The following is a 22,943-nucleotide window of genomic DNA, read 5'->3' on the forward strand; positions in this document are numbered from 1 at the left end:
AGGGCCATCGCTCAACGGATAAAAGGTACTCCGGGGATAACAGGCTGATACCGCCCAAGAGTTCATATCGACGGCGGTGTTTGGCACCTCGATGTCGGCTCATCACATCCTGGGGCTGTAGTCGGTCCCAAGGGTATGGCTGTTCGCCATTTAAAGTGGTACGCGAGCTGGGTTCAGAACGTCGTGAGACAGTTCGGTCCCTATCTGCCATGGGCGTTGGAGATTTGAGAGGGGCTGCTCCTAGTACGAGAGGACCGGAGTGGACGAACCTCTGGTGTTCCGGTTGTCACGCCAGTGGCATTGCCGGGTAGCTATGTTCGGAAGCGATAACCGCTGAAAGCATCTAAGCGGGAAGCGCGCCTCAAGATGAGATCTCCCGGGGCACAAGCCCCCTGAAGGAACCATATAGACTATGTGGTTGATAGGTCAGGTGTGTAAGTACAGCAATGTATTGAGCTAACTGATACTAATGATCCGTGTGGCTTGACCATATAACCTCAAGTTGCCTTGGCCGACATGACATGTCGATAGATCCCAAGTGCACGCTACGTCACAAGACTTACGAGAGGCAGGCGCCTTAATCCGTTCCTTAGGATGGCGACGCTCCAACTGTCTCCCTGGTGAAATTAGCGCTGTGGAACCACCCGATCCCATCCCGAACTCGGAAGTGAAACGCAGCTGCGCCGATGGTAGTGTGGCCTAAGCCATGCGAGAGTAGGTCATCGCCAGGGTTTTTTTAGCCCGAAAACCCCGCTGCTCACGCAGCGGGGTTTTCCTTTTTTTGCAGGCACCTGGTTTTTACAGGTATCTGTTTCTCGGAAGAGACCTCTGCTGAGCTGGCGCAATGCGCTGCTCCAACCGTCTCCCTGGTGAAATTAGCGCTGTGGCACCACCCGATCCCATCCCGAACTCGGAAGTGAAACGCAGCTGCGCCGATGGTAGTGTGGCCTAAGCCATGCGAGAGTAGGTCATCGCCAGGGTTTACACCCCAAACCCCGCTGCTCACGCAGCGGGGTTTTTTTTGTCCTTCTCTCAACTGAAGGGAGCGTCTCATTTCACGTGCCACAGCAGATGAGCACGGTCATGCGTATGCGGCCAGTACGGCAGGTGGCGTCTCCGCTTGTATCTTCCGCGAGCGTAAGGGCCCGTAGCGACCGGTAGGCCCCTCGGCAAATGTCCCCCGGCCGCCGCCTGACGGCGGCGGCCTCCTCCTTGATTTTGCCCAGGCGCCTACCGGCCGCTAGGAGGCTTCGCGTGCTGTGTGCGGACTGACCAGACCCATCCCGGCACTCGCTGTCGCGCTGATGCTGGGCGGCGCCAATTGTCTGGATACGTTGGGTCGCGATGCCCTTGTGGGCGAAATCAAGGAGGAGGCCGTCGCCGCAAGGCGGCGGCCGGGGGCGTCGCCGGCAAGGGTATCGCGGCCCAACGCCCGACCACGCCAGCCGCCAACCCCAAAAAAAACGGCGCCCCGAAAGGCGCCGTTTTCATGAAGCAAAGATCACGTCACAGCAACCAACCGCTCAGCGCGCAGACTCCGCGGCCGGCGTCTCAGCGCCCTTGCCCTTCATCATCGCATCGCGTGCCGCCTTGAACGGATTGCCTTCGTACCAGTTCGGCCAGCGGTCGCCGCCAGCCAGTTCCTTGCCAACCCCATACAGCAGCTGCAGGTCCTCGACCGTGCCATCCAGCTTCCAGGTGGCCGGATCGAACTCGTCCTTCGGGCCGTGGTAACGGTTGGTGCCATAGTCTTCGGCGGCCTTGCGGCCAGCCTCGACACCGCCGTCGCGCAGATCCTCACCACCGTCGGCGTACAGCGCCGGCACGCCTGCCTTGGCGAAGTTGAAGTGATCCGAACGGAAGTAGAAGCCGCTCTGCACCGCCGTTTCGCCGTGCAGGGTACGCCCCTGATTGGCCGCCAGCGGCTTGAGGATGTCTTCCAGCTCGGAGCTGCCGAAGCCGGTCACGGTCATGTCCTTGGCACGGCCTGCCACCGACATCGCATCGATGTTGATCACACCGGCGATCTTGTCCAGCGGGAAGGTCGGGTGGCTGACGTAGTACTTCGAGCCCAGCAGGCCCGACTCTTCCAGCGTCACCGCCAGGAACACCACCGACCGCTCCGGGGCTGGCTGCTGGTGGACCATCGCATCGGCGACTTCCAGGATGCCGGCCACGCCGGTCGCGTTGTCGACGGCACCGTTGTAGATGTTGTCGCCCTGCTCACCCTCGTGCTTGCCCAGGTGATCCCAGTGCGCCATGTAGAGCACGGCTTCATCGGCCCGCTTGCTGCCCGGCAGGACACCGACCACGTTGCGCGACTTCTTCTCGGCGATGGTGCTCTTCAGATCGAAGGACACCTTGGCTTTCAGCGGGACCGGCTTGAAGCCGCGCTTGCTGGCGTCCTTGTAGGCCTTGTCCAGATCCAGGCCGGCCTCGGCGAACAACTGGCGTGCCGCCTCGGCGCTCAGCCAGCCCTGTGCGGGCAGACGCGCTTCCGGGTCATCCTTGGCCGGCAGATCGTACTGCGGGCCGGCCCACGAGTTCTTGACCACATCCCAGCCGTACGACGCACCGGCGGTGTCGTGCACGATCAGCGCGGCAGCGGCGCCCTTGCGTGCGGCCTCTTCGAACTTGTACGTCCAGCGTCCGTAATAGGTCATGCGCTTGCCGTCGAACAGCTTCTCGTCGTTGACGTGGAAGCCGGGATCGTTGACGAACATCACGACCGTCTTGCCCTTCCAGTCCTGGCCGGCGTAGTCGTTCCACTTCTGCTCGGGCGCATCCACGCCGTAGCCGACGAAGACCAGATCGCTGGCCTCGACCTTCACGTCCGGCTGGCCGCTGCGGGTCCCGATCACCATGTCGGTGCCGAACTTCAGCTCGCGGGTCTTGCCGCCCTGGTCCAGCGTCAACACGGTCGACTCATCGGCCGTGGTCTCGGTCATCGCGACCTCCTGGAACCAGCTGTCGCCGTTGCCCGGCTGCAGGCCGATGCGCTGCATCTGGTCGCGGATGTAATTGACGGTCAGCTCTTCGCCCTTGCTGCCTGGCGAGCGGCCTTCGAACTCATCCGAGGCCAGGGTCTCGACCAGTTCGGCGAAATCGCCGGCGTTGATCTCGGGCGAGAACGCATGTCCCGGCGTCGTCGGTGCCGCGTCAGTGGCGGGTGCCGCGGTGGGCGTGGTGGATTCGCCCTTGCACGCGGTCAACGCAGCGGCAGCGGCAAGGCACAACAGAAGTTTGCGGGGCATCATCGGTTCCTGGAACGGGAAAGGCGGGTGCGCAGCGCACCAGCGACCACCATATCAATCCTGGGGCGCGGTGTCGGTATCGAAGGGCACGGCCACGGCGCCAGTGACCGATCCGATGCGGGCGGTGCGGTGCACATACAGCGTGACCTCACGCTCGAACTGCAGGGATCCGTTGACCGAGGCGTTCGGCCCGATGATCACGCGCGGCTTGCGGCCTGGGGTCAGCGACAGGTTGAAGTTCGGCTTCTTGACCTCGATGCCGCCCTCGACCTGCGAGCCCACGCCGACGGTGATGTCGCCGTTGACGGTCTCGATGCCACGCGCCACGCGCGTTTCGACCAGGCCGATGCTGCCATTGACGGTTTCCAGACTGCCGTCGATCTGGGTGCCGCGATCCAGGAAGATGCCGCCATTGACCGTGTCCACACCGCCGCTGGCAATCACTTCGCGCCCGACGCGCACACTGCCGTTGACGGTGGAGATGCCGCCAGTGCGCGCGCGATCGGCAACGCGGATGCCGCCGTTGACCGTTTCGATGCGGCCGGTGGTGACACCCTCGGCGACCTGGATGCCGCCGTTGACGGTCTCCAGATTGCCGTAGGTCTGGCCGGCCTCGGCGGAGATGCTGCCGTTGACCTTGCTGATGTTGTCGCTGCCGATGGCCGGCGCACAGGGCAGCGTCAGGGCCAGCAACAGCGGGAGCAGGGAGCGTTTCATGAGGACCTCGATGGTGGAGCGCGGCTGGCAGGCCGCCTGCAGGAATGTCACCATGCATCGTTGCAATCCGCATCTGCCTGAAGTCACTGGAAAGCCCTTGCGCCACAACGCCTTTTCCTCACGCCGGGATAACAATCCGACCGACGGACGCGGTCGCACGCAGTGGCTGACCCCGGCGTTGCGTGCGCTGCTGCTGGCAGTGGCCGTTCTCGGTGCCAGCCCGCTGGCCGCGCAATCCTCCAAGGAAGCCGAACGCAAGCTGCAGAAGCTGCGCAGCGAGCTCAAGGGCGTGGCGCAGGAACGGCGGAATCTGGAAGGGCAGCGCGGGCAGGCCTCGCGCCAGCTGCGCGAAGCCGACGAAAAGGTGGCCCGCACCGGGCGTGTCCTGGCCCAGACCGAAACCGCACTGCAGCGCGAGACCCGTGCGATGAGCGAACTGCAGGCCAAGCGCGATGCGCTGCAGGCCGGGCTGGATCAGCAGCGTACGGAGCTGGCCTCGCTGTTGCGCGCGGCGTACCGCATCGGCAACAACGCACCGCTGAAGCTGCTGCTGTCGCAGGATCGCGTCGCCGACGCGAACCGAAGCCTGGCCTATCACCGCTACCTCCAACGCGAGCGCGCGCAGCGGATCCAGTCGCTGACGGCCGATCTCACCGAACTGCAGCGGGTGGAGACGGAGATCGTCGAGCGCCGCAAGGCGCTGGAAGGCACCCGTCAGCAGCAGAAGCAGCAGGTCGCCACACTGGCCGATGACCGTCGCGCGCGCGCGGCCACCGTGGCCACGCTGGACGAACGCTACAAGGACCGCAGCGAGCGTGAGAAGGCGCTCGGTCAGGACGCCAAAGCACTGGAAACACTGCTCGCGAACCTGCGTGCCGCTGCTGCCCGCGCCGAGGCCGAGCGCCGTGCTGCCGCGCGACGTGCCGCTGCGGAAAAAGCCGCTGCCGACAAGGCCGATCGCGCGGCGGCGGCCAGCGGTACCCGCCCGCCGCCGCGTGCGACCAAGACGCCTCCGGCAGTCGCTTCTGCACCGGCACCGAAGGTCGGCGGTCTGGGCTGGCCGTTGTCGGGCAATCTGCTCGCCCGTTACGGCGGCAAACTGCCCGATGGCCGCACCAGCAGCGGCGTGTTGATCGGTGCGCCGGCCGGCAGCACCATCACCGCCGTCGCCGATGGCACCGTCGTGTTCTCCGACTGGATGACCGGCTACGGCATGATCCTGATCGTCGATCACGGCAACGGCTACATGAGCCTGTACGCCCACAACGACACCCTGCTGCGTGATGCGGGCGCCACGGTGAAGAAGGGCGAGGCGGTGGCCAAGGTCGGCAATTCCGGTGGGCAGGGCGTAACCGCGCTGTACTTCGAACTGCGCCGCAATGGACAGCCGGTGGACCCGGGCAGCTGGCTGCAGCGGCGATAAACCGCGCCCAACACGGGCGTGCCGTCGTGCAGGGAATTCAACGGGAATTTATCGTCGCTTCGCGCATAATCGGGCGACGCACCCCCGTGCGTGGATAACCGTCCCCCGCTCATTCTGGAGTGCTTCATGCGCGTAGCCCGTTCCGCCACCTTGCTGCTGGCCCTGTTGCCTGCGGTGTCCTGGGCGCAGCAGACCGCCGAAGCGCCGGCACGCGGGGCCGATGCGGCCACTACGGAAGAAGCGGTGACCTCACGGGTTCCGTTGGAAGAAATCCGCCGCTACGTCGCCGTCTACAACGCGGTGCGCGCGGCCTACGTGGATCCGGTGGACGACAAGAAGCTGATGCAGTCCGCGATCCGCGGCCTGTTGCTGGATCTGGATCCGCACAGCACCTATTTCGACAAGGAAGACGCCGAAGCCTTCGATGAGCAGGCCAACGGCGCCTACGACGGCATCGGCGTGGAGCTGCAGCAGCAGCCCGACAACAGCAGCCTGAAAGTCATCTCGCCGATCGACGACACGCCGGCAACGCGCGCGGGGATTCTGGCGGGCGACCTGATCATTGCCATCGATGGCAAGCCGATCAGCGCGATCGAGGCAACCGAACCGCTGCGTGGCGCCGCCGGTACCAAGGTTGTGCTGACCCTGGTGCGCGAGGGCAGGCCCAAGCCGTTCGATGTCACCGTCACCCGCGAGACCATCCGCGTCACCAGCGTGCGCAGCAGGATGCTGGAACCCGGCTATGGCTACATCCGCCTGAGTACCTTCCAGGCCGATACCGGGGCCGATTTCCAGAAGCACGTTGCGCAACTGCAGCAGCAGGCCGGCGGCAAGCTCAAGGGCCTGGTGCTGGATCTGCGCAGCAACCCGGGCGGCCTGCTCACCGCCGCCGTGCAGGTGGCCGACGATCTGCTCGAAAAGGGCAACATCGTCAGCACCCGCGGCCGCATCTCGATCAGCGATGCCCGTTTCGATGCGACCCCGGGCGACCTGCTCAAGGGCGCGCCGGTCGTGGTGCTGGCCGATGCCGGTTCGGCCAGTGCGTCCGAAGTGCTGGCCGGCGCGCTGCGCGACAACGGCCGCGCCCGCGTGGTGGGCAGCCGTACCTTCGGCAAGGGCTCGGTGCAGACCGTGCTGCCGCTGGACAACGGCGACTCGGTGAAGCTCACTACCGCGCGGTATTTCACCCCGAGCGGGAAGTCGATCCAGGCCACCGGCATCATCCCCGACGTGCTCCTGCAGCCGGAAAAGCGTGCCGGTGATGACGACCTGCCGGCGAGCCTGACCGACTACAGCGAAGCCACGTTGCCCGGTCACCTGCGCGGTGACGAAGAAGGCACCGAAGGCTACAAGGCTGGTGACGTGCTGCCGGGCGATGGCCCGATCAATGACGCGCTGGCCGAGCTGAAGCAGCCCGGTTCGGTGCTGGCCAGGCAGAAGGCAGAGGCGGCGAACAAGGCGGCGTCCACGCCGGCAGCGCCATCGGCCAGGGCGGCCGACGCGAAGCCATCAGATACGAAGCCGACAGAAGCAAAGCCGGCAGAAGCAAAGCCGGCAGAAGCAAAGCCGACCGAACAGCCTGCGGCGGCACCGGTGACGCCCGCGCCGGCCAAGCCCGAGGCACCGGCTTCGACGGCGCCGATCAAGCCCTGACCGGCAGTGCCGGCCGCTGGCCGGCTCTGCAGTACCCCACCTGTCTTGTTTACCGGGCCAGCGGCCGGCACTACCCGCAGGCCATGGCTGTTCTTCTAGAACCCATGCCGCTTGCGCAGCCGCCGTGCGATCGCGGCACGTACATACACGCCGTAGCCCAGGCCGAATACGAAGCCGGCGATATGCGCCCACCAGGCGACCATGCCGAAGGTCGGGCCGATGTAGGCGAATACCACCTGCAGCGCCGCCCAGACCCCGATCAGCAGATAGGCCGGGGCGCGGACGAATTCCAGGAACAGGCCCAGCGGGATCACCACGCCCAGCCGCGCGCCCGGGAACAGCGCCAGGTAGGCGCCGATCAGGGCCGACACCGCGCCGCTGGCACCGATGATGATCTGGTCCGGGCTGCCCATGGTGTAGATCGCGGTCAGGTTGGAGATCGCCCCGCCCACCAGAAACAGCAGCATCAACCGCCATGGCCCCAGCACACGCTCGGCCGGCAGCCCGAAGATCAGCAGGAACACCAGGTTGCCCAGCAGGTGCGACCAGTCCGCGTGCAGGAACAGCGCGGTGAACAGTCGAAGCACGCTGCCATCCTGCAGGGTCGCCCACCAGTCCAGCGGGTGGGTGAGACCGGTCGACAGCGCGCCCCAGTCCATCCACAGGCTGCGGCGGGCGTCATCGGGCCGCGAAATCGACCACAGGAAGGCCACCCACAGCGCGGCGAACAGCAGGGGGGTGGCCCAGCGGTAGGCGGCTTTCTTGCGGGAGGGGGTGGACACGAACATGCGGCACTAGCCTAGCGCGGAGGCCGACCTGACGGGGATATGTCGTGTTCAGCATGAATAGCCACAAGGGCGACACACGTTATTGTTTCATTAACCGCTCTCGGTATACTCGCATACGGCGTCGTATGTCGGGAGGGGAATCCGGCGCGTTGTCCTGACCTGCAAGGGAAGGGAAAACGCAGGCGCGCGTTGCCAAACATGATCGCTATCCGGAGAGAACCAACAATGCATACCGCTTCCACGCTTGCCCGCGTCACCGCCCTGGCTGTCGGCATTGCCGGCGTCCTGGCCGTCGGCCACGTCCACGCTGCCGCCTTCCAGCTGAAGGAAAACAGCGCCAAGGGCCTCGGCCGCGCCTTCGCCGGTTCCGGCAGCGCCGCCGGCGATGCCTCCATCATGGCCGTCAACCCGGCTGGCATGCGCCAGCTCGAAGGTATGCAGGTCCAGGGCGACCTGAGCGCCATCAGCTTCTCGGCCAAGTTCAATGGCACCGGCCGCAAGCCGACCGGCCAGCCGCAGACCGGCGGTGACGGCGGCGACGCCGGCATGATCGCCCCGGTTCCGGCCGCGTACTTCCACATGCCGATCGGCGAGCAGGCCCACTTCGGTGTCTCGCTGACCGCACCGTTCGGCTTCAAGACCGATTACGACAATGGCTGGGTCGGCCGCTACAGCGGCATGAAGACCGACATGAAGGCCATCGACCTGGGCTTCGCCGCGTCCTATGACGTCAACCCGTACGTGTCCTTCGGTGCGTCCGTGTTCGTCGAGCACCTGACCATCGAACTGAGCAACAACATCGACTTCGGCACCGCACTGGCGCAGTCGCGCGTGCCGGGCTTCGCGCCGGGCAGCGCCGATGGCAAGCTGACCGTGGAAGGCGACAACAATGCGGTGGGCTGGACCGTCGGCGGCTTGTTCAGCCCCGATGAGAACACCCACATCGGCATCAGCTACCGCTCCAAGGTCGAGCACAAGATCACCGGCGGCGATGCCACCTTCGACGTGCCGACCAACGCTGCTGCCGTGCTGGCTGTCGCTCAGCCGGGCCGCTTCACCAGCACCTCGGGCAAGGCGACGCTGACCCTGCCGGCCTCGGCCACGCTGAGCGTCACCCACAACGTCAACGACCGCTGGACCGTGATGGGTGATGTCACCCGTACCGCCTGGTCGACCGCGTTCGACCAGGTCACCATCGATTACGCCTCCAACCAGCCCGATTCGGTGCTGGAGTTCGGCTACCGCGATACGACCTTCGTCTCGCTGGGTACCGACTTCAAGCTGAGCGACACCGTCACCCTGCGTGGCGGTATCGCACTGGATCAGACCCCGACCACCAATGCACACCGCGACGTGCGCGTGCCGGACACCAGCCGCAAGTGGCTGTCCGTGGGCCTGGGCTGGACCCCGTCGGCGAACACCGAATACAACTTCGGTTACACCCACCTGTTCACCAAGGATCCGGACGTGAACATCGCCGGTACCACCAACAACCAGGGCAACTCGCTGACCGGCAAGTACAAGGTCCGTGGCGACGTGCTGGCCGCGTCGTTCAACTACAAGTTCTGATCAACGCAGCACTGATCGGTTGAACGCAGCAGCAGAAAACCCCGCGAAAGCGGGGTTTTTTGTTGTCTGCGCGCTGCTCGTGCGGCATCCGCTGCGCGCAGCGTCAACGGTATCGGCGTTCACGTCGAAGGCGTGACGCGATAGGATCGCACTCCGGTGCCGGCAGCTACGCAAGCACGATCATTTAAAGGGACGTAAATGAAGTCTGCGCATCGACGACCGCAGGTCTGCATTCTGGGCAGCGCCGAACCGGGTTCCGCAGCCTACGAACTGGCTGGAGACGCTGGCGCGTTGATGGCCAGACTCGGCATCACCGTTGTCAGCGGCTGTGGGAGTCCTGCCACCCGTGTGGCCGCCGAGCGCGCGATTGCCGCAGGCGGCCTGGTGGTCAGCATCATTCCCCCCGATGTGATGCCGGCGGCTGACTGGCCGGCAACGGTCGTGTTGCCGTGTGGCATGGGCGATGCACGCAACCTGATGATGGCCTTGGCCGGCGATGCCTGCATCGTCATTGGTGGTCGCGCGGGCACCATCTCGGAAGTCTGTCTGGCGTGGCTGCACAAGCGGCCATTGTTGCCCCTGGAAGGCTGCGGCGGATGGTCCGATACATTGCGGACCCATCCCCCGGACGAGCGTCAGAACTCGCCCATCCTGCCGTGGACCAGCCTGCAGTCCCTGGAAGCGCAGCTGCGCCACCTGGATCTGGCATCACTGCCGGCCTAGGCATCTCCCTTGAATCAACCTCCCGCTGGAGACGCAGGTCGCCAGCGCAATGCCGTTTCGCCTTCACTTCTCTCCCCACGGGGTCTCCCATGACGTCTACTCTGCTCCGCTCCACCCTTGCCATGGCACTTTCCGCCATCTCGCTGCCCGCAGCGGCCGCCCCGGATTTCGCAGCCTGTTTCACCCTGACCCCGGGGCTGTCCTGGTCCAACGCAGATGAAACGCTGACCATCGAAAAAGTCACGTTCGCCGGCCAGAACGCCATCAAGGTGCACAGTGCCGGTGGTGGCATCGGCATGGCCAGCTTCTACGACCCCAGCGGCCGCCAGCTGCTCGGCCAGGAGCGCTACGGCATGTCCAGCGACGGCCCCACGCGGACCGACGTCTTCAAGCCGGCGCCGACCTTCCCGCAGAGCGCCAAGCCGGGTGAGCGTTTCGAACTCACCGGCACGGGCGAGCGCACCAACCACATCGAGGAAACCGTCGAGCCGATCGACTACGACGGCTTCTCCGACTACACCTTCGTCGGCTTCGAAGATCTGGAGACGGACGTCGGCAACCAGCCGCGCACGTTCAAGGACACCTGCCACGTCACCGCCACCTTCGAAGACAACCGCATCGAGGCCTGGTATGCCGCCGGTTTCGGTCGCATCAAGTTCGAGCGTTACATGGGCGATGAACTGCTGATGCACGACGAGATCGAGTCCATCGAAAGCCCGTGACCCACAAAAAACCCCGCATTCGCGGGGTTTTTCGTTTGCTGCATGACGCCGGAGATCAGTCGCCCAAGGTCAGCAGCGAGGCATTGCCGCCGGCGGCCGTGGTGTTTACGGTGACGGTCTTCTCGGTGGCAAAGCGCAGCAGGTAGTGCGGGCCGCCGGCCTTGGGGCCGGTACCGGACAGGCCCTGGCCGCCGAACGGCTGCACGCCGACCACCGCACCGATCTGGTTGCGGTTGACGTACACGTTGCCGACATTGATGCGCGAGGAGATGCGGTCGACGGTTTCATCGATGCGCGAATGCACGCCCAGGGTCAGGCCGTAGCCGGTCGCGTTGATCTGGTCGATCACCGCATCGAGCTGATCGCCCTTCCAGCGGATCACGTGCAGCACCGGCCCGAAGATTTCCTTGTGCAGCTGGTCCAGGTTCTTCAGTTCGTACGCACGCGGGGCGAAGAAGGTGCCGTGCGCGGCGTCGTCGCTGAGCGTGGCAGCGGCGATCAGGCGGGCGTCCTTCTCCATGCGCACCGCGTGATCCTTGAGGATCTGCAGCGCGTCGGCATCGATCACCGGGCCGACATCGGTCGACAGCAGACCCGGGTCACCGACCTTCAGTTCGGCCATTGCGCCGGACAGCATGGTCATCACCTTGTCGGCGATGTCGTCCTGCACGAACAGCACGCGGGCGGCCGAGCAGCGCTGGCCGGCGGAGGTGAAGGCCGACCCGATCGCATCCTTGACCAGCTGCTCCGGCAGCGCCGAGGAGTCGGCGATGAACGCATTCTGGCCGCCGGTTTCGGCGATCAGCACACCGATCGCGGCGTCGCGTGCGGCCATCGCGCGGTTGATTGCACGGGCGGTGTCGGTCGAGCCGGTGAAGGCCACGCCGGCCACGCGCGGGTCGGCGGTCAGTGCGGCACCGACGGTGGCGCCGTCGCCCGGCAGGAACTGCAGCACGCCTTCGGGCACGCCGGCATCGAGCAGCAATTTCACTGCGTAATAGCCGATCAGGTTGGTCTGCTCGGCCGGCTTGGCGATCACGCTGTTGCCGGCGGCGAGCGCGGCGCTGACCTGGCCCAGGAAGATCGCCAGCGGGAAGTTCCACGGGCTGATGCAGACGAACACCCCGCGGCCATGCAGCTGCAGTTCGTTGGATTCACCGGTCGGGCTCGGCAGCTTTTCGGCGTGGCCGAACTGCTCGCGTGCCTGCTTGGCGTAGTAGCGCAGGAAGTCGACGGCTTCGCGCACTTCGGCGATGCCGTCGGGCAGGCTCTTGCCCGCTTCCTTGACGCACAGCGCCATGAATTCCGGCAGGCGTGCTTCCAGCTGATCGGCAGCGTGCTCCAGGATCGCGGCGCGGCTGGCGGCCGGGGTGCGGTTCCAGGCCGGCTGCGCGGCCACGGCATTGGCCAGTGCCTTCTCGACGGTGGCGCTGTCGGCCGGCTGCCACTGGCCGACGACCTGGCGGGTGTCGGACGGGTTGGTCACGTTCAACAGCGCGCCGGTGGGGTTGGCACCCGGCACCAGCGGCGCGGCGTGCCACGGCTTAACGGCGGCGTTGAGCTGCTCGGCCAGGGCGCGCAGATCGTTGTCGTTGGCGAGATTGACGCCCATGGAGTTCTTCCTGTCATGGTTCTGGCTGCGCAGCAGATCGACCGGCAGCGGGATTTTCGGATGCGGGATGGACGCGAACGAGGAGACCACCTCGACCGGATCGCGGATCAGGTCGTCGATGGCCACGTTCTCGTCGGTGATGCGGTTGACGAAGCTGGAGTTGGCGCCGTTCTCGAGCAGGCGACGCACCAGGTACGGCAGCAGGTCTTCATGCGAACCGACCGGCGCATACACGCGGCACGGCACGTTCAGACGGTCGGCCGGCACCACTTCGGCATAGAGGTCATCGCCCATGCCGTGCAGCTTCTGGTGCTCGTACTGGCCGCCCTTGGCGATCGCCTGCACCGCCGCGATGGTGTGCGCGTTGTGCGTGGCGAACATCGGGTAGATCGCATCGCTGTGCGTGAACAGACGCTTGGCGCAGGCCAGGTAGGAGACGTCGGTGTTCTGCTTGCGGGTGAACACCGGGTAGGCCGGCAGACCGTCGATCTGCGCGCGCTTGATTTCCGCATCCCAGTACGCGCCCTTGACCAGGCGCACCTGCAGGCGGCGACCGATGCGACGGGCCAGGTCGGCCAGGTAGTCGATCGTGTACGGGGTGCGCTTCTGGTACGACTGCACGACCACGCCGAAACCTTCCCAGCCAGCCAGCGAGGCATCGCTGACCACGGTTTCGATGATGTCCAGCGACAGTTCGAGGCGGTCAGTTTCTTCGGCGTCGACGGTGCAGCCGATGCCGTAGGACTTGGCCAGCTGCGCCAGTTCCAGTACGCCCGGCACCAGGTCGGCCATCACGCGTGCGCGCTTGGCATGCTCGTAGCGCGGGTACAGCGCGGAGAGCTTGATCGAGATGCCCGGTGCCGAATTGACGTCGCCATCGGGACGGCCGCCGCGGGCCTTGTGGTCGCCACCGATCGAGTGGATCGCGCGGCGGTAGTCTTCCAGGTAACGCTTGGCGTCCTTCATGGTCAGCGCGCCTTCGCCGAGCATGTCGAACGAATAGCGGTAGCTGGCGTTGTCGCCCTTGTGCGAGCGCGACAGTGCCTCATCGATGGTGCGGCCCATGACGAACTGGTGGCCCATGATCTTCATCGCCTGGCGCACGGCCAGTCGGATCACCGGCTCACCCACGCGGCCGATCAGGCGCTTGAACGCGCCCGGCACATCGGCGCGGGTGGCATCGTTGATCTGGACCAGGCGGCCGGTCAGCATCAGACCCCAGGTGGAGGCGTTGACCAGCACCGAGTCGCTGCCGCCCATGTGCTTCTTCCAGTCGGCATCGCCGAGCTTGTCGCGGATCAGCTTGTCAGCGGTCTCCTGGTCCGGAATGCGCAGCAGGGCTTCGGCCACGCACATCAGCAGCACGCCTTCTTCGCTGCCCAGATCGTACTGGCGCATGAACGCTTCGATCGCGCCCTGGTCCTGGGCGCGCACCCGCACGCGCTTGACCAGGTCGGCAGCGGTGGCCTGCACCTTGGCCTGCTCGGCGGCCGGCAGGCGTGCCTGCTCGAGCAGCTCGCGCACATGGGTGGCCTCGTCCTTCAACCAGGCATCGGTGATCGCCTGGCGGAACGCGTTGGGAACGGCCGGCAGCTCGGGGGACAGCAGCGGCGGGCGGGCGGCGCCGGACGATGCCGGGGCAGGGGGAAGGACAGAGGATGCAGTCATGCCGGTCGGCTCGTGGAGAACTTGACCATTTTAATCGCTTTTTTGGCGAGTCAAGGGGTTTTCCTGGTCGCACCCATGCGGCGCATAGCCTTTCATACAGGGGGATTCGGCGGATTCGACCCGCCCGCCATTTATTGTGCTGGTTTCGTCAAAACGGCCGCCGCAGTCAATGCTGTATTGCAACATTCCTGAAACTGTGAATGGACCCTTGCTACTCGCTGGAGAGCGGGGCTACCATCGAGACGTTTCCCGCGGCAGGAAAAACGCGGTTGCGACATGATCGAGGTGCTTATCGCTCCGGACGGATCAGGGACGCAACTGCGGCTGCGCCCCCCACGGGCGCTCGATGCCCGGCAGTTCGTCCTGTTGTTTGTGGTGTTGGCGGGGGTGATGTGGCTGGCAGCCGGCCTGGGCTGGTTCACCGGCAACGTATTCGCTCCCGTGTTTGCTCTGCTGTACAGCGTGTTGCTGGCAGTGGCGCTGCGCACGGTGTGGCGCAGTGGAGAACGGCAGGAAGAGATCCGGGTAGTGCCGGCGTGTGTGGAAGTGATTCCCGCACCCGGGCATTCGCCGGTGTTCAGCGCCCACCCGCACTGGGTGAGGCTGATCGCCGACGAGCGCAGAGTCCGGCTGGCATCCAGCGGTCGGCAGGTGGACGTGGGGAGTTTCCTCGCACCGGCCGAACGCCAGGTACTGGCTCAGAAACTAGAAGGCTTGCTCGCGGCCAATGACGGCCGCAACCGACGACGCTAAGGGTCTAGGCAATGAAGCAATGCAGAAAGTGGGGCAGGACGTTCGGGAAGTCAGTGTTGGGCGGGGCTGCGCTGCTGGCGCCGGCCATGGCGTGGGCCCAGGCGGCCGACCCCAAACCGTGGCAATTGAACATGGGCAAGGGGGTGACCCAGAGCTCGCGGTTGGCGTGGGAGTCCAACCTGTTCTCGCTGTGGGTCTGTACCGTGATCGGCGTGCTGGTGTTCGGCGCGCTGTTCTACGCGATCTTCAAATTCCGCAAATCCAAGGGTGCGGTCGCCGCCACCTTCAGCCACAACACCAAGGCCGAGGTCATCTGGACAGTGATCCCGGTGATCATCCTGGTTGTCATGGCCTGGCCGGCCACGGCCAATCTGATCAAGTTCTACGACACCCGCGATTCGGAAATGACCGTCAAGGTCACCGGCTATCAGTGGATGTGGAAGTACGAATACCTCGGCGAGAACGTCAGCTTCACCAGCCGCCTGGACCGTGAGTCCGACCGTGTGCGCCAGAGTGGCGTGGTGCCGACCCGCGACACCCATCCGCATTACCTGCTGGATGTCGACAACCGCCTGGTGCTGCCGGTCGATACCAAGGTGCGGTTCGTGATCACCTCCGACGACGTCATCCACGCCTGGTGGGTACCGGCGCTGGGCTGGAAGCAGGATGCGATTCCCGGCTTCATCAACGAGGCCTGGACCAACATCGAACAGGTCGGCGTGTACCGCGGCCAGTGCGCCGAGCTGTGTGGCAAGGATCACGGCTTCATGCCGATCGTGGTCGAGGCGGTCTCCAAGGAGGATTACCAGAAATGGCTGGCCTCCAGGAAGCCTGCGCCGGCCCCTGCGCCGCAGGACGCTCCGGCGCCCACGCCAGCTGCCCCCGCGGAGGCCACCCCGGCACCGGCACCGGCACCGGCCAGCGAGCCTGCCGCGGCAGCAACAGACAGCAACGCCTGAAATCGAGCCGCGCCCGCCAGCCGGCGGATGCGGGTACCACCGGATACAGTGAGGTGTAGTTGCGATGGCGCATTCCGCAGTTGACCACGACGGGCATCACGGGCATCAGCAGGGGTTCTTCGAGCGTTGGTTCTTCTCGACCAACCACAAGGACATCGGCACGCTCTACCTGCTTTTCAGCTTCATCATGTTCATCATCGGTGCGGCGATGAGCGTGATCATCCGCGCCGAGCTGGCGCAACCGGGCCTGCAGTTCGTCAAGCCCGAGTTCTTCAACCAGATGACCACCGTGCATGCGCTGGTGATGATCTTCGGTGGCGTGATGCCGGCCTTCGTCGGCCTGGCCAACTGGATGATCCCGCTGCAGATCGGCGCGCCGGACATGGCGCTGCCGCGCATGAACAACTGGTCGTTCTGGCTGCTGCCGGTGGCCTTCAGCCTGCTGCTGCTGACCCTGTTCCTGCCTGGCGGCGCGCCGGCCGGTGGCTGGACGCTGTACCCGCCGCTGTCGCTGCAGGGTGGTTACAACGTCGCCTTCAGCGTGTTCGCCATCCACGTGGCCGGCATCAGCTCGATCATGGGCGCGATCAACATCATCGCCACCGTGCTCAACATGCGCGCGCCCGGCATCGATCTGCTGAAGATGCCGATCTTCTGCTGGGCCTGGCTGATCACCGCCTTCCTGCTGATCGCGGTGATGCCGGTGCTGGCCGGCGCGGTGACGATGCTGCTCACCGACAAGTTCTTCGGCACCAGCTTCTTCAACGCCGCCGGTGGCGGTGACCCGGTGATGTACCAGCACATCTTCTGGTTCTTCGGGCACCCGGAGGTCTACATCATGATCCTGCCGGCGTTCGGCGTGGTCAGCGAGATCATCCCGACATTCAGCCGCAAGCCGCTGTTCGGCTACCAGGCCATGGTCTACGCGATCGCCGCGATCGCCTTCCTGTCCTTCATCGTCTGGGCCCACCACATGTTCACCGTGGGCATGCCGCTGGGCGGCGAGATCTACTTCATGTTCGCCACGATGCTCATCTCCATCCCGACCGGGGTGAAGGTGTTCAACTGGGTCAGCACCATGTGGCGCGGCTCGCTCACTTTCGAAGCCCCGATGCTGTGGGCGGTGGCCTTCGTGATCCTGTTCACCATCGGCGGCTTCTCCGGCCTGATGCTGGCGATCGTGGTGGCCGACTTCCAGTACCACGACACCTACTTCGTGGTCGCGCACTTCCACTACGTGCTGGTCACCGGCGCCGTGTTCGGGCTGATCGCCGCGGTGTACTACTGGTGGCCGAAGTGGACCGGGCGCATGTACAGCGAAACCTGGGCCAAGGTGCATTTCTGGTGGTCGATCGTGTTCGTGAACCTGCTGTTCTTCCCGCAGCATTTCCTCGGCCTGGCCGGCATGCCGCGGCGTATTCCCGATTACAGCGTGGCCTTCGCGGACTGGAACCTGATCAGCTCGATCGGTGCATTCGGCATGTTCGTCACGCCCTTCATGATGGCCGCGATCCTGTGGCACTCGCTGCGCCACGGCGCGAAGGCCGCCGACCGCTGCTGGGAAGGCGCACGTGGCCTGGAGTGGACGATTCCCTCGCCCGCACCGGCGCATACCTTCACCACGCCGCCGACCATCCGTCCGGGTGATCTGGCCCATGACGACATCACCCATTGAGGCCGCTCATGACCAGCACGACCCGCACGCCGGATGAGCAGGCCCTGCAACGTCGCCGCGCGCACCGCACCGCGTGGGCGGTCGGCATCGTCGCGCTGATGGTCTATGCGGGTTTCATCCTCAGCGGGGTGATCGGGCGATGAGCGATCCGCGCCCGGCCCCGCCCGCACGTCATGCGGGACTGCCCCGCCTGATCGGGGTGGCGCTGGCGGTGTTCGTGCTGACCTTCTCGCTGGTGCCGCTGTACCGCATCGCCTGCGAGAAGGTGTTCGGCGTGCGCCTGGAGCGTGGCCCCGGCGCGGCGGCAGGGGCTGCAGCCGCCACCGGCAAGCGCACGGTGCGGGTCGAGTTCGATGGCGGGGTGAATTCCAAGCTGCCGTGGGCGTTCCATCCCGAACAGCTGACGATGGACGTGGTGCCCGGCGAGCTCAACGAGGCGCTGTATTACGCGCGTAACGACAGCGATCGTGCGCTGGTCGGCAGTGCGGTGCCGTCGGTGGCCCCGGCCAAGGCGTCGGGCTATTTCAGCAAGACCGAGTGCTTCTGCTTCACCGCGCAGACCCTGCAGGCCGGTGAAAAGCGCGACATGCCGGTGCGTTTCATCGTCGATCCCGACCTGCCGGCCAACATCACCACGATCACCCTGTCCTACACCTTCTACAAGAACGACGCTTTGTCTGCGCAGCTGGCTCCGGCCAGCCTGCCGACCGGCGCGCGTGCAGCTCCCTGATCCGGACCGGACCCAAGACCATGGCCCAGCAAAGCCCCGATGCGAACGTGTACTTCGTGCCCACGCACAGCAAATGGCCGTTCATCGGTTCCATTGCGATGATGGTGACCATGGTCGGCGTGGCCAGCTGGCTCAATGATTCCAGCTGGGGCAAATGGACCTTCTACACCGGCATCGCAATGCTGGTGCTGACCCTGTTCTGGTGGTTCAGCGACGTGGTGCGCGAATCGCAGGCCGGCAGCTACAACCGCCAGGTGGATGGCTCGTTCCGGATGGGGATGGTGTGGTTCATCTTCTCCGAAGTGATGTTCTTCGGCGCGTTCTTCGGCGCGCTGTTCTACACCCGCAATCTGGGCCTGCCGTGGCTGGGCGGCGCCGGCGATGGGGTGATGACCAACGAATTGCTGTGGGACGGGTATTCGGCGGCGTGGCCGACCAACGGCCCCGGCGCGATCGGTGGGCACTTCCAGACCATTCCGGCCTGGGGCCTGCCGCTGATCAATACGCTGATCCTGCTCACCTCCGGCGTCACCCTGACCATCGCGCATCACGCGCTCAAGGCCGGTCACCGCCGCCAGCTGCTGGTCTGGCTGGGCATCACCGTGCTGCTCGGCGTGGGGTTCCTGACCCTGCAGGTGGAGGAGTACATCCACGCCTACAAGGAACTCAACCTCACCCTGGGCTCGGGCATCTACGGCTCGACCTTCTTCATGCTCACCGGCTTCCACGGTGCGCACGTGCTGCTCGGCACGATCATGCTGGCGGTGATGTGGCTGCGCTCGTCGAAAGGGCATTTCACCCGCGACAACCACTTCGGTTTCGAAGCCGCCGCGTGGTACTGGCACTTCGTCGACGTGGTGTGGTTGATGCTGTTCCTGTTCGTCTACGTGCTGTAGCGTCGGTGCGACGTCCTGCCGCATCGACGCCGGTGCGGCCTCAGCCGCCGATGCCGTGGGGCTTGATCCAACCGCTGTAGATGCCGATGACCACCAGCACGATCAGCGCCACCGATACCGCGATGCGGCGGGTGAGGGCATTGACGGTGCGCTTGGTCTGGCCGCGATCGACCAGCAGGTAATACAGCCCGGCGCCCAGATTCCAGACGATGACGATCAGAAACGCGATTACCAGCAGGGTCTTCAACGAATCATTCATGCGCGGCTCGATGGCGTGGCGGGTGCGCCTATATCACCGCGTTTTGCCGGCGTTGTCATGATGCGCAAGCACACACGCCTGATCGGCTGGATCGCCGCGGTACTGGTCATCCTCGCGTTCTGCCAGCTTGGCCGGTGGCAACTGCAGCGCATGCATGAAAAAGAAGCGCTGCTCGCCCAGCAGGTGCCGGCCCGTGCGCAGTCACTCACCCTGCGCCAAGCGCTGGCCGCACCGCCGGTGCTGCGCTGGGTGGAGGACCGCGGCCGCTTCCTGCCCGGTACGCTGCTGCTCGACAACCAGACCCGCGAAGGCCGGGCCGGGATCAAGGTCTATCAGCCGTTCCAGAGTGACGACGGCGCGCGGGTGCTGGTCGATCTGGGCTGGCTGCCGATGCCGCCCGACCGTGTGATCCCGCCGATCACCCCGCGCACCGATCACGCGGCCATCAGCGGCCTGCTGGCGCCGCCGCCGGCCACCGGCCTTGCCCTGGGGCCGGCGCTGTCGCCCGCGCCACAGGCGAACGTATGGCTGGCCAGCCGGATGCCACCCGACGACATGGCCCGCGCGCTGTCACTGCCGACGGGCAGCCTTGCCGCGCGCGTGCTGCGGCTGGATCCGGCGCTGCCAGGCGGTTACCCGCGCGATCTGGAGCTGCTGCCCAATACGCTACCGCCCAGTCGCCATCTGGGCTACGCCGTGCAATGGTTCGGGCTGGCGTTGACCGTGCTGGTGGTCGCGCTGGTCCTGGAATTCCGTCGCCATCGCCGCCGGCGTGGCACCCCCGGCGCTGACCGGCACAACATGAGAAAATGCCGCCCATGAATGCCACTTCCCCGGCCCGGCTGCCGTCCCGCTCACGCGGCCGCTGGACCCTGATCGCGTTGTTCGGCGTGTTCTTCGGCGCCATGGCGCTGGCGGGCGTGCTGCGCTTCTCCGGCTGGCAGCCGACCTCACACCGCAATACCGGGCAGCTGCTGCAGCCGCCGGCCGATCTGCGCGCGCTGCCGCCCACCCTGGCCGATGGTCAGCCCTACCCGTGGAACCCCAACGATCGCACCTGGCGGATCCTGGTGGCCCCGTCTGCCAGCTGTACCAGCGAGTGCGTCACTTTGTCGCAGGGATTGGGCAAGGTGTGGCAGCTGTTCGGCCATAACGCCGATAATGTCGAGATCCTGTGGCTGGGCACGCCGCCGGCCGAGGTCCAGGGCATGCCCGCACTGCGCGCGCTGCGCGCCCAACCGGACCTGCGTGCCGCTTTGCCCGCCGTGGATGACGCCGCCGGCACGCCTGTGTATGTGATCGATCCCAATGGATTCGTGATCATGCGGTACGCGCCGGGATTCGATATGGCCGGTCTGCGCAAAGACCTGGCCACGCTGCTGAAACTGAAGTGAGTTCCGTTTAGATGAGCCTCTCCGCACGCCCGGTGCTGCACCGCAATTTCCACCGTCTGGCGTGGTTTGCGCTGATCATGACCGCCAGCACGATCATGTTCGGTTCGTTCGTGCGCCTGTCCGATGCGGGCCTGAGCTGCCCGGACTGGCCGACCTGCTATGGCCGTGTCACCTGGCCGCAGCACGCCGAGGAAGTGATCGGCCACGAAGCGGCCAAGATCCGCCCGCTGGAAACGCACAAGGCGTGGCGTGAGCAGGTGCACCGTTTCCTGGCCGGTGCGCTCGGCATCGAAATCCTCACCCTGGCGCTGCTGGCTACGCGCCGCCGTCGCTGGGGCAGCACGGCGGTGATCACCGCCTGTGTGCTGGTGGCGACCGGCATACCGCTGTACATGATGGGCATGCACGTTCCCGCGAGCATCATCGCCTTGATCGGCGAAGCGATCCTGCTGATCGCCGCGTTGCGCTGGACCAACATCGACCTGGCACGTGCCGCCTTGCTGACACTGGCGGTGGTGATCTTCCAGGCGCTGCTCGGCATGTGGACGGTGACCTGGCTGCTCAAGCCGATCGTGGTCATGGGCCATCTGCTCGGCGGCATGCTCATGTTCGGCCTGCTGGTATGGATGGCGTGGCGCGCCACGCACATGCCGATCACCCTGGCCGAAGCGCCGAAGCTGAAGTGGCTGATCCGCGCCGGCGTGGGCGTGCTGGTCGCACAGATCGCGCTCGGCGGCTGGGTCAGCGCCAACTACGCTGCACTCGCCTGCGGTGGCGGCAGCGCCTCGCTGGACAACTTCCCGCGCTGTGTCAGCCAGTGGTGGCCGCCGCATGACTTCAAGGAAGGCTTCACCCTGTGGCGTGGCATCGGCGTGGATTACGAAGGGGGCGTGCTCGATGGCGCCTCGCGTATCGCGATCCAGATGGCGCATCGCGTGATGGCGATCGTGGTCGCCGTCTACCTGCTGTGGCTGTCGGTGCGCCTGTTCCGGCTGCCGAGCATGCGCGGCTGGGCGAGTGCCCTGGGTCTGCTGGTGGTGCTGCAGATCACCCTGGGCATCCTCAACGTGAAGCTCGCGGTGCCGCTGGAAGTGGCCGTCGCGCACAGCGGGGGCGCGGTGGCGCTGCTGTTCGTGCTGGTGACCTTGCTGGCGCGCCTGCGTGCGCCGGATGCCGAGGGTGGCAAGGCCAGCGCTGCCTCCCCTGCCGTGCAGGCGGACTGACGGCATGGCCAGTTACCGTCAGTACTGGGATCTGACCAAGCCCAAGGTCGTCGCCCTGATCGTGTTCACCGCGCTGGTGGGCATGTTCCTGGCCATCCCCGGGGTGCCGACCGCGCAGCAGGCGCTGGACGGCGCCCTCGGCTTCCTCGGCATCTGGTTGGCCGCCTCGGCCGCCGCCGCGATCAACCAGCTACTGGACGCGCGCATCGATGCGCAGATGGCGCGCACCTCGTGGCGCCCGCTGGTGGTGGGCAAGGTCAAGCCGTGGCAGGTACTGGTGTTCGCCGGCCTGCTGATCGCGCTGTCGATGACCATCCTGGTGGTCTGGGTCAACGTGATCACCGCCGTGCTGACCTTCGCCTCGCTGATCGGGTACGCGGTGATCTACACCGTGTACCTCAAGCGCGCGACCTCGCAGAACATCGTCATCGGCGGCCTCGCCGGCGCCACTCCGCCGATGCTCGGCTGGGCGGCGATCACCGGCATGCAGGGCCCGTGGGACTGGGCCTACGCGTCGTTGCTGGTGCTGATCATCTTCATCTGGACCCCGCCGCACTTCTGGGCGCTGGCGATCTTCCGCCGCGAGGATTACGCCAAGGCGGAAATCCCGATGCTGCCGGTGACCCACGGCGTGGCGTACACCCGCAAGTCGATCCTGGTCTATTCGATCGCCCTGGCCATCGTCAGCCTCCTGCCGGTCGTGTTCGGCATGAGCGGCATGTTCTACCTCGGCGGCGCGATCGTGCTCAACGCGGTCTTCCTCTGGTACGCCTGGCGCATGCTGAATCCGCCGGATGAACTGTTCTCGATGAAGATGTTCGGCTACTCCATCGTCTACCTGATGGCGCTGTTCGCCTTCCTGATGGTGGACCACTGGATGCTGCCCTGGTTGCAGTGACCGCCTTGAATCGGTGATCGCCGCCGC

20 protein-coding genes and 3 rRNA genes (1 of these 23 only partly in view) are annotated in these 22,943 nt (G+C 65.7%); 18 read left to right on the forward strand and 5 right to left on the reverse strand.

Going from position 1 to position 22,943, the window contains the following annotated elements:
- The 3 genes from AC13F7_RS14975 to rrf (AC13F7_RS14985) all read left to right on the forward strand — a co-directional run.
- Positions 1-491: ribosomal RNA gene (locus AC13F7_RS14975) — 23S ribosomal RNA — on the forward strand; it begins 2,388 nt to the left of the window's first position.
- A 125-nt stretch (positions 492-616) separates the two neighbouring features.
- Positions 617-731 (forward strand): 5S ribosomal RNA (gene rrf / locus AC13F7_RS14980).
- Between the two features lie 134 nt (positions 732-865).
- Positions 866-980 (forward strand): 5S ribosomal RNA (rrf, locus tag AC13F7_RS14985).
- A 543-nt stretch (positions 981-1,523) separates the two neighbouring features.
- Here the strand turns inward: rrf (AC13F7_RS14985) and AC13F7_RS14990 are convergent.
- Both AC13F7_RS14990 and AC13F7_RS14995 read right to left on the reverse strand, forming a co-directional pair.
- Positions 1,524-3,254, reverse strand: a complete 1,731-nt coding sequence (locus AC13F7_RS14990) for a M28 family metallopeptidase (RefSeq protein ID WP_483001794.1) — start codon at positions 3,252-3,254, stop codon at positions 1,524-1,526.
- Positions 3,255-3,308: 54 nt separating this feature from the next.
- Positions 3,309-3,971 carry a DUF4097 family beta strand repeat-containing protein gene (locus tag AC13F7_RS14995; protein WP_483001796.1) on the reverse strand — a complete coding sequence of 221 codons (663 nt, stop codon included), beginning with the start codon at positions 3,969-3,971 and terminating at the stop codon, positions 3,309-3,311.
- 97 nt (positions 3,972-4,068) lie between these two features.
- Here AC13F7_RS14995 and AC13F7_RS15000 point away from each other — a divergent pair, with 97 nt between their 5' ends.
- Complete coding sequence (locus AC13F7_RS15000) at positions 4,069-5,394, forward strand: murein hydrolase activator EnvC family protein (protein ID WP_483002312.1); 1,326 nt, start codon at positions 4,069-4,071, stop codon at positions 5,392-5,394.
- 126 nt (positions 5,395-5,520) lie between these two features.
- Complete coding sequence (locus AC13F7_RS15005; RefSeq protein WP_483001798.1) at positions 5,521-7,047, forward strand: S41 family peptidase; 1,527 nt, start codon at positions 5,521-5,523, stop codon at positions 7,045-7,047.
- Between the two features lie 95 nt (positions 7,048-7,142).
- Here the strand turns inward: AC13F7_RS15005 and AC13F7_RS15010 are convergent, their stop codons facing one another.
- Positions 7,143-7,835, reverse strand: a complete 693-nt coding sequence (locus AC13F7_RS15010) for a rhomboid family intramembrane serine protease (RefSeq protein ID WP_019186003.1) — start codon at positions 7,833-7,835, stop codon at positions 7,143-7,145.
- Between the two features lie 225 nt (positions 7,836-8,060).
- Between AC13F7_RS15010 and AC13F7_RS15015 the strand changes: the two genes are divergently transcribed.
- The 3 genes from AC13F7_RS15015 (at position 8,061) to AC13F7_RS15025 (ending at position 10,849) form a co-directional block, all read left to right on the forward strand.
- Entirely contained in the window at positions 8,061-9,404 is a 1,344-nt protein-coding gene (locus tag AC13F7_RS15015; protein ID WP_346472947.1) for an outer membrane protein transport protein, read from the forward strand.
- Between the two features lie 198 nt (positions 9,405-9,602).
- The gene (locus AC13F7_RS15020) at positions 9,603-10,127 is read left to right on the forward strand and encodes an SLOG cluster 4 domain-containing protein (RefSeq protein WP_483001800.1); all 525 of its coding nucleotides are present in this window, start codon (positions 9,603-9,605) and stop codon (positions 10,125-10,127) included.
- Positions 10,128-10,249: 122 nt separating this feature from the next.
- Entirely contained in the window at positions 10,250-10,849 is a 600-nt protein-coding gene (locus AC13F7_RS15025; protein WP_483001802.1) for a hypothetical protein, read from the forward strand.
- A 55-nt stretch (positions 10,850-10,904) separates the two neighbouring features.
- Here the strand turns inward: AC13F7_RS15025 and putA are convergent, their stop codons facing one another.
- Positions 10,905-14,129, reverse strand: coding sequence for a bifunctional proline dehydrogenase/L-glutamate gamma-semialdehyde dehydrogenase PutA (gene putA, locus AC13F7_RS15030; protein WP_483001804.1), 3,225 nt, complete (start codon positions 14,127-14,129; stop codon positions 10,905-10,907).
- A 276-nt stretch (positions 14,130-14,405) separates the two neighbouring features.
- Between putA and AC13F7_RS15035 the strand changes: the two genes are divergently transcribed.
- From AC13F7_RS15035 to AC13F7_RS15060, 6 genes are all read left to right on the forward strand, one after another.
- Positions 14,406-14,882, forward strand: coding sequence for a DUF2244 domain-containing protein (locus tag AC13F7_RS15035; RefSeq protein WP_121042248.1), 477 nt, complete (start codon positions 14,406-14,408; stop codon positions 14,880-14,882).
- Positions 14,883-14,893: 11 nt separating this feature from the next.
- Positions 14,894-15,841, forward strand: coding sequence for a cytochrome c oxidase subunit II (gene coxB / locus AC13F7_RS15040; protein WP_483001806.1), 948 nt, complete (start codon positions 14,894-14,896; stop codon positions 15,839-15,841).
- Between the two features lie 64 nt (positions 15,842-15,905).
- A complete protein-coding gene (ctaD, locus tag AC13F7_RS15045; protein WP_019185997.1) occupies positions 15,906-17,516 on the forward strand; it encodes a cytochrome c oxidase subunit I in 1,611 nt (536 codons plus the stop codon).
- 8 nt (positions 17,517-17,524) lie between these two features.
- Positions 17,525-17,659, forward strand: a complete 135-nt coding sequence (locus AC13F7_RS15050) for a hypothetical protein (protein ID WP_346492618.1) — start codon at positions 17,525-17,527, stop codon at positions 17,657-17,659.
- Positions 17,656-18,246, forward strand: a complete 591-nt coding sequence (locus AC13F7_RS15055) for a cytochrome c oxidase assembly protein (RefSeq protein WP_483001809.1) — start codon at positions 17,656-17,658, stop codon at positions 18,244-18,246. The genes AC13F7_RS15050 and AC13F7_RS15055 overlap by 4 nt, the downstream gene beginning before the upstream one ends.
- Positions 18,247-18,266: 20 nt before the next feature.
- Positions 18,267-19,142, forward strand: a complete 876-nt coding sequence (locus AC13F7_RS15060) for a cytochrome c oxidase subunit 3 (protein ID WP_123731374.1) — start codon at positions 18,267-18,269, stop codon at positions 19,140-19,142.
- Between the two features lie 40 nt (positions 19,143-19,182).
- Here the strand turns inward: AC13F7_RS15060 and AC13F7_RS15065 are convergent, their stop codons facing one another.
- Positions 19,183-19,401, reverse strand: coding sequence for a twin transmembrane helix small protein (locus AC13F7_RS15065; protein ID WP_019185993.1), 219 nt, complete (start codon positions 19,399-19,401; stop codon positions 19,183-19,185).
- 57 nt (positions 19,402-19,458) lie between these two features.
- Between AC13F7_RS15065 and AC13F7_RS15070 the strand changes: the two genes are divergently transcribed.
- From AC13F7_RS15070 to cyoE, 4 genes are read left to right on the forward strand one after another with little or no spacing between them, the layout of a single operon-like run.
- Positions 19,459-20,223, forward strand: a complete 765-nt coding sequence (locus AC13F7_RS15070; protein ID WP_483001811.1) for an SURF1 family protein — start codon at positions 19,459-19,461, stop codon at positions 20,221-20,223.
- On the forward strand, positions 20,220-20,795 hold the full coding sequence (locus AC13F7_RS15075) for a hypothetical protein (protein WP_102788907.1): 576 nt from the start codon (positions 20,220-20,222) through the stop codon (positions 20,793-20,795). Before AC13F7_RS15070 ends, AC13F7_RS15075 begins: the two co-directional genes overlap by 4 nt.
- Positions 20,796-20,806: 11 nt before the next feature.
- A complete protein-coding gene (locus AC13F7_RS15080; protein ID WP_483001813.1) occupies positions 20,807-22,018 on the forward strand; it encodes a COX15/CtaA family protein in 1,212 nt (403 codons plus the stop codon).
- A 4-nt stretch (positions 22,019-22,022) separates the two neighbouring features.
- Positions 22,023-22,916: a heme o synthase gene (cyoE, locus tag AC13F7_RS15085; RefSeq protein ID WP_483001815.1), complete on the forward strand. Its 894-nt coding sequence runs from the start codon at positions 22,023-22,025 to the stop codon at positions 22,914-22,916.
- Positions 22,917-22,943: the final 27 nt, after the last annotated feature.

The sequence above is a fragment of the Stenotrophomonas sp. K-6 genome (genome assembly GCF_056861555.1).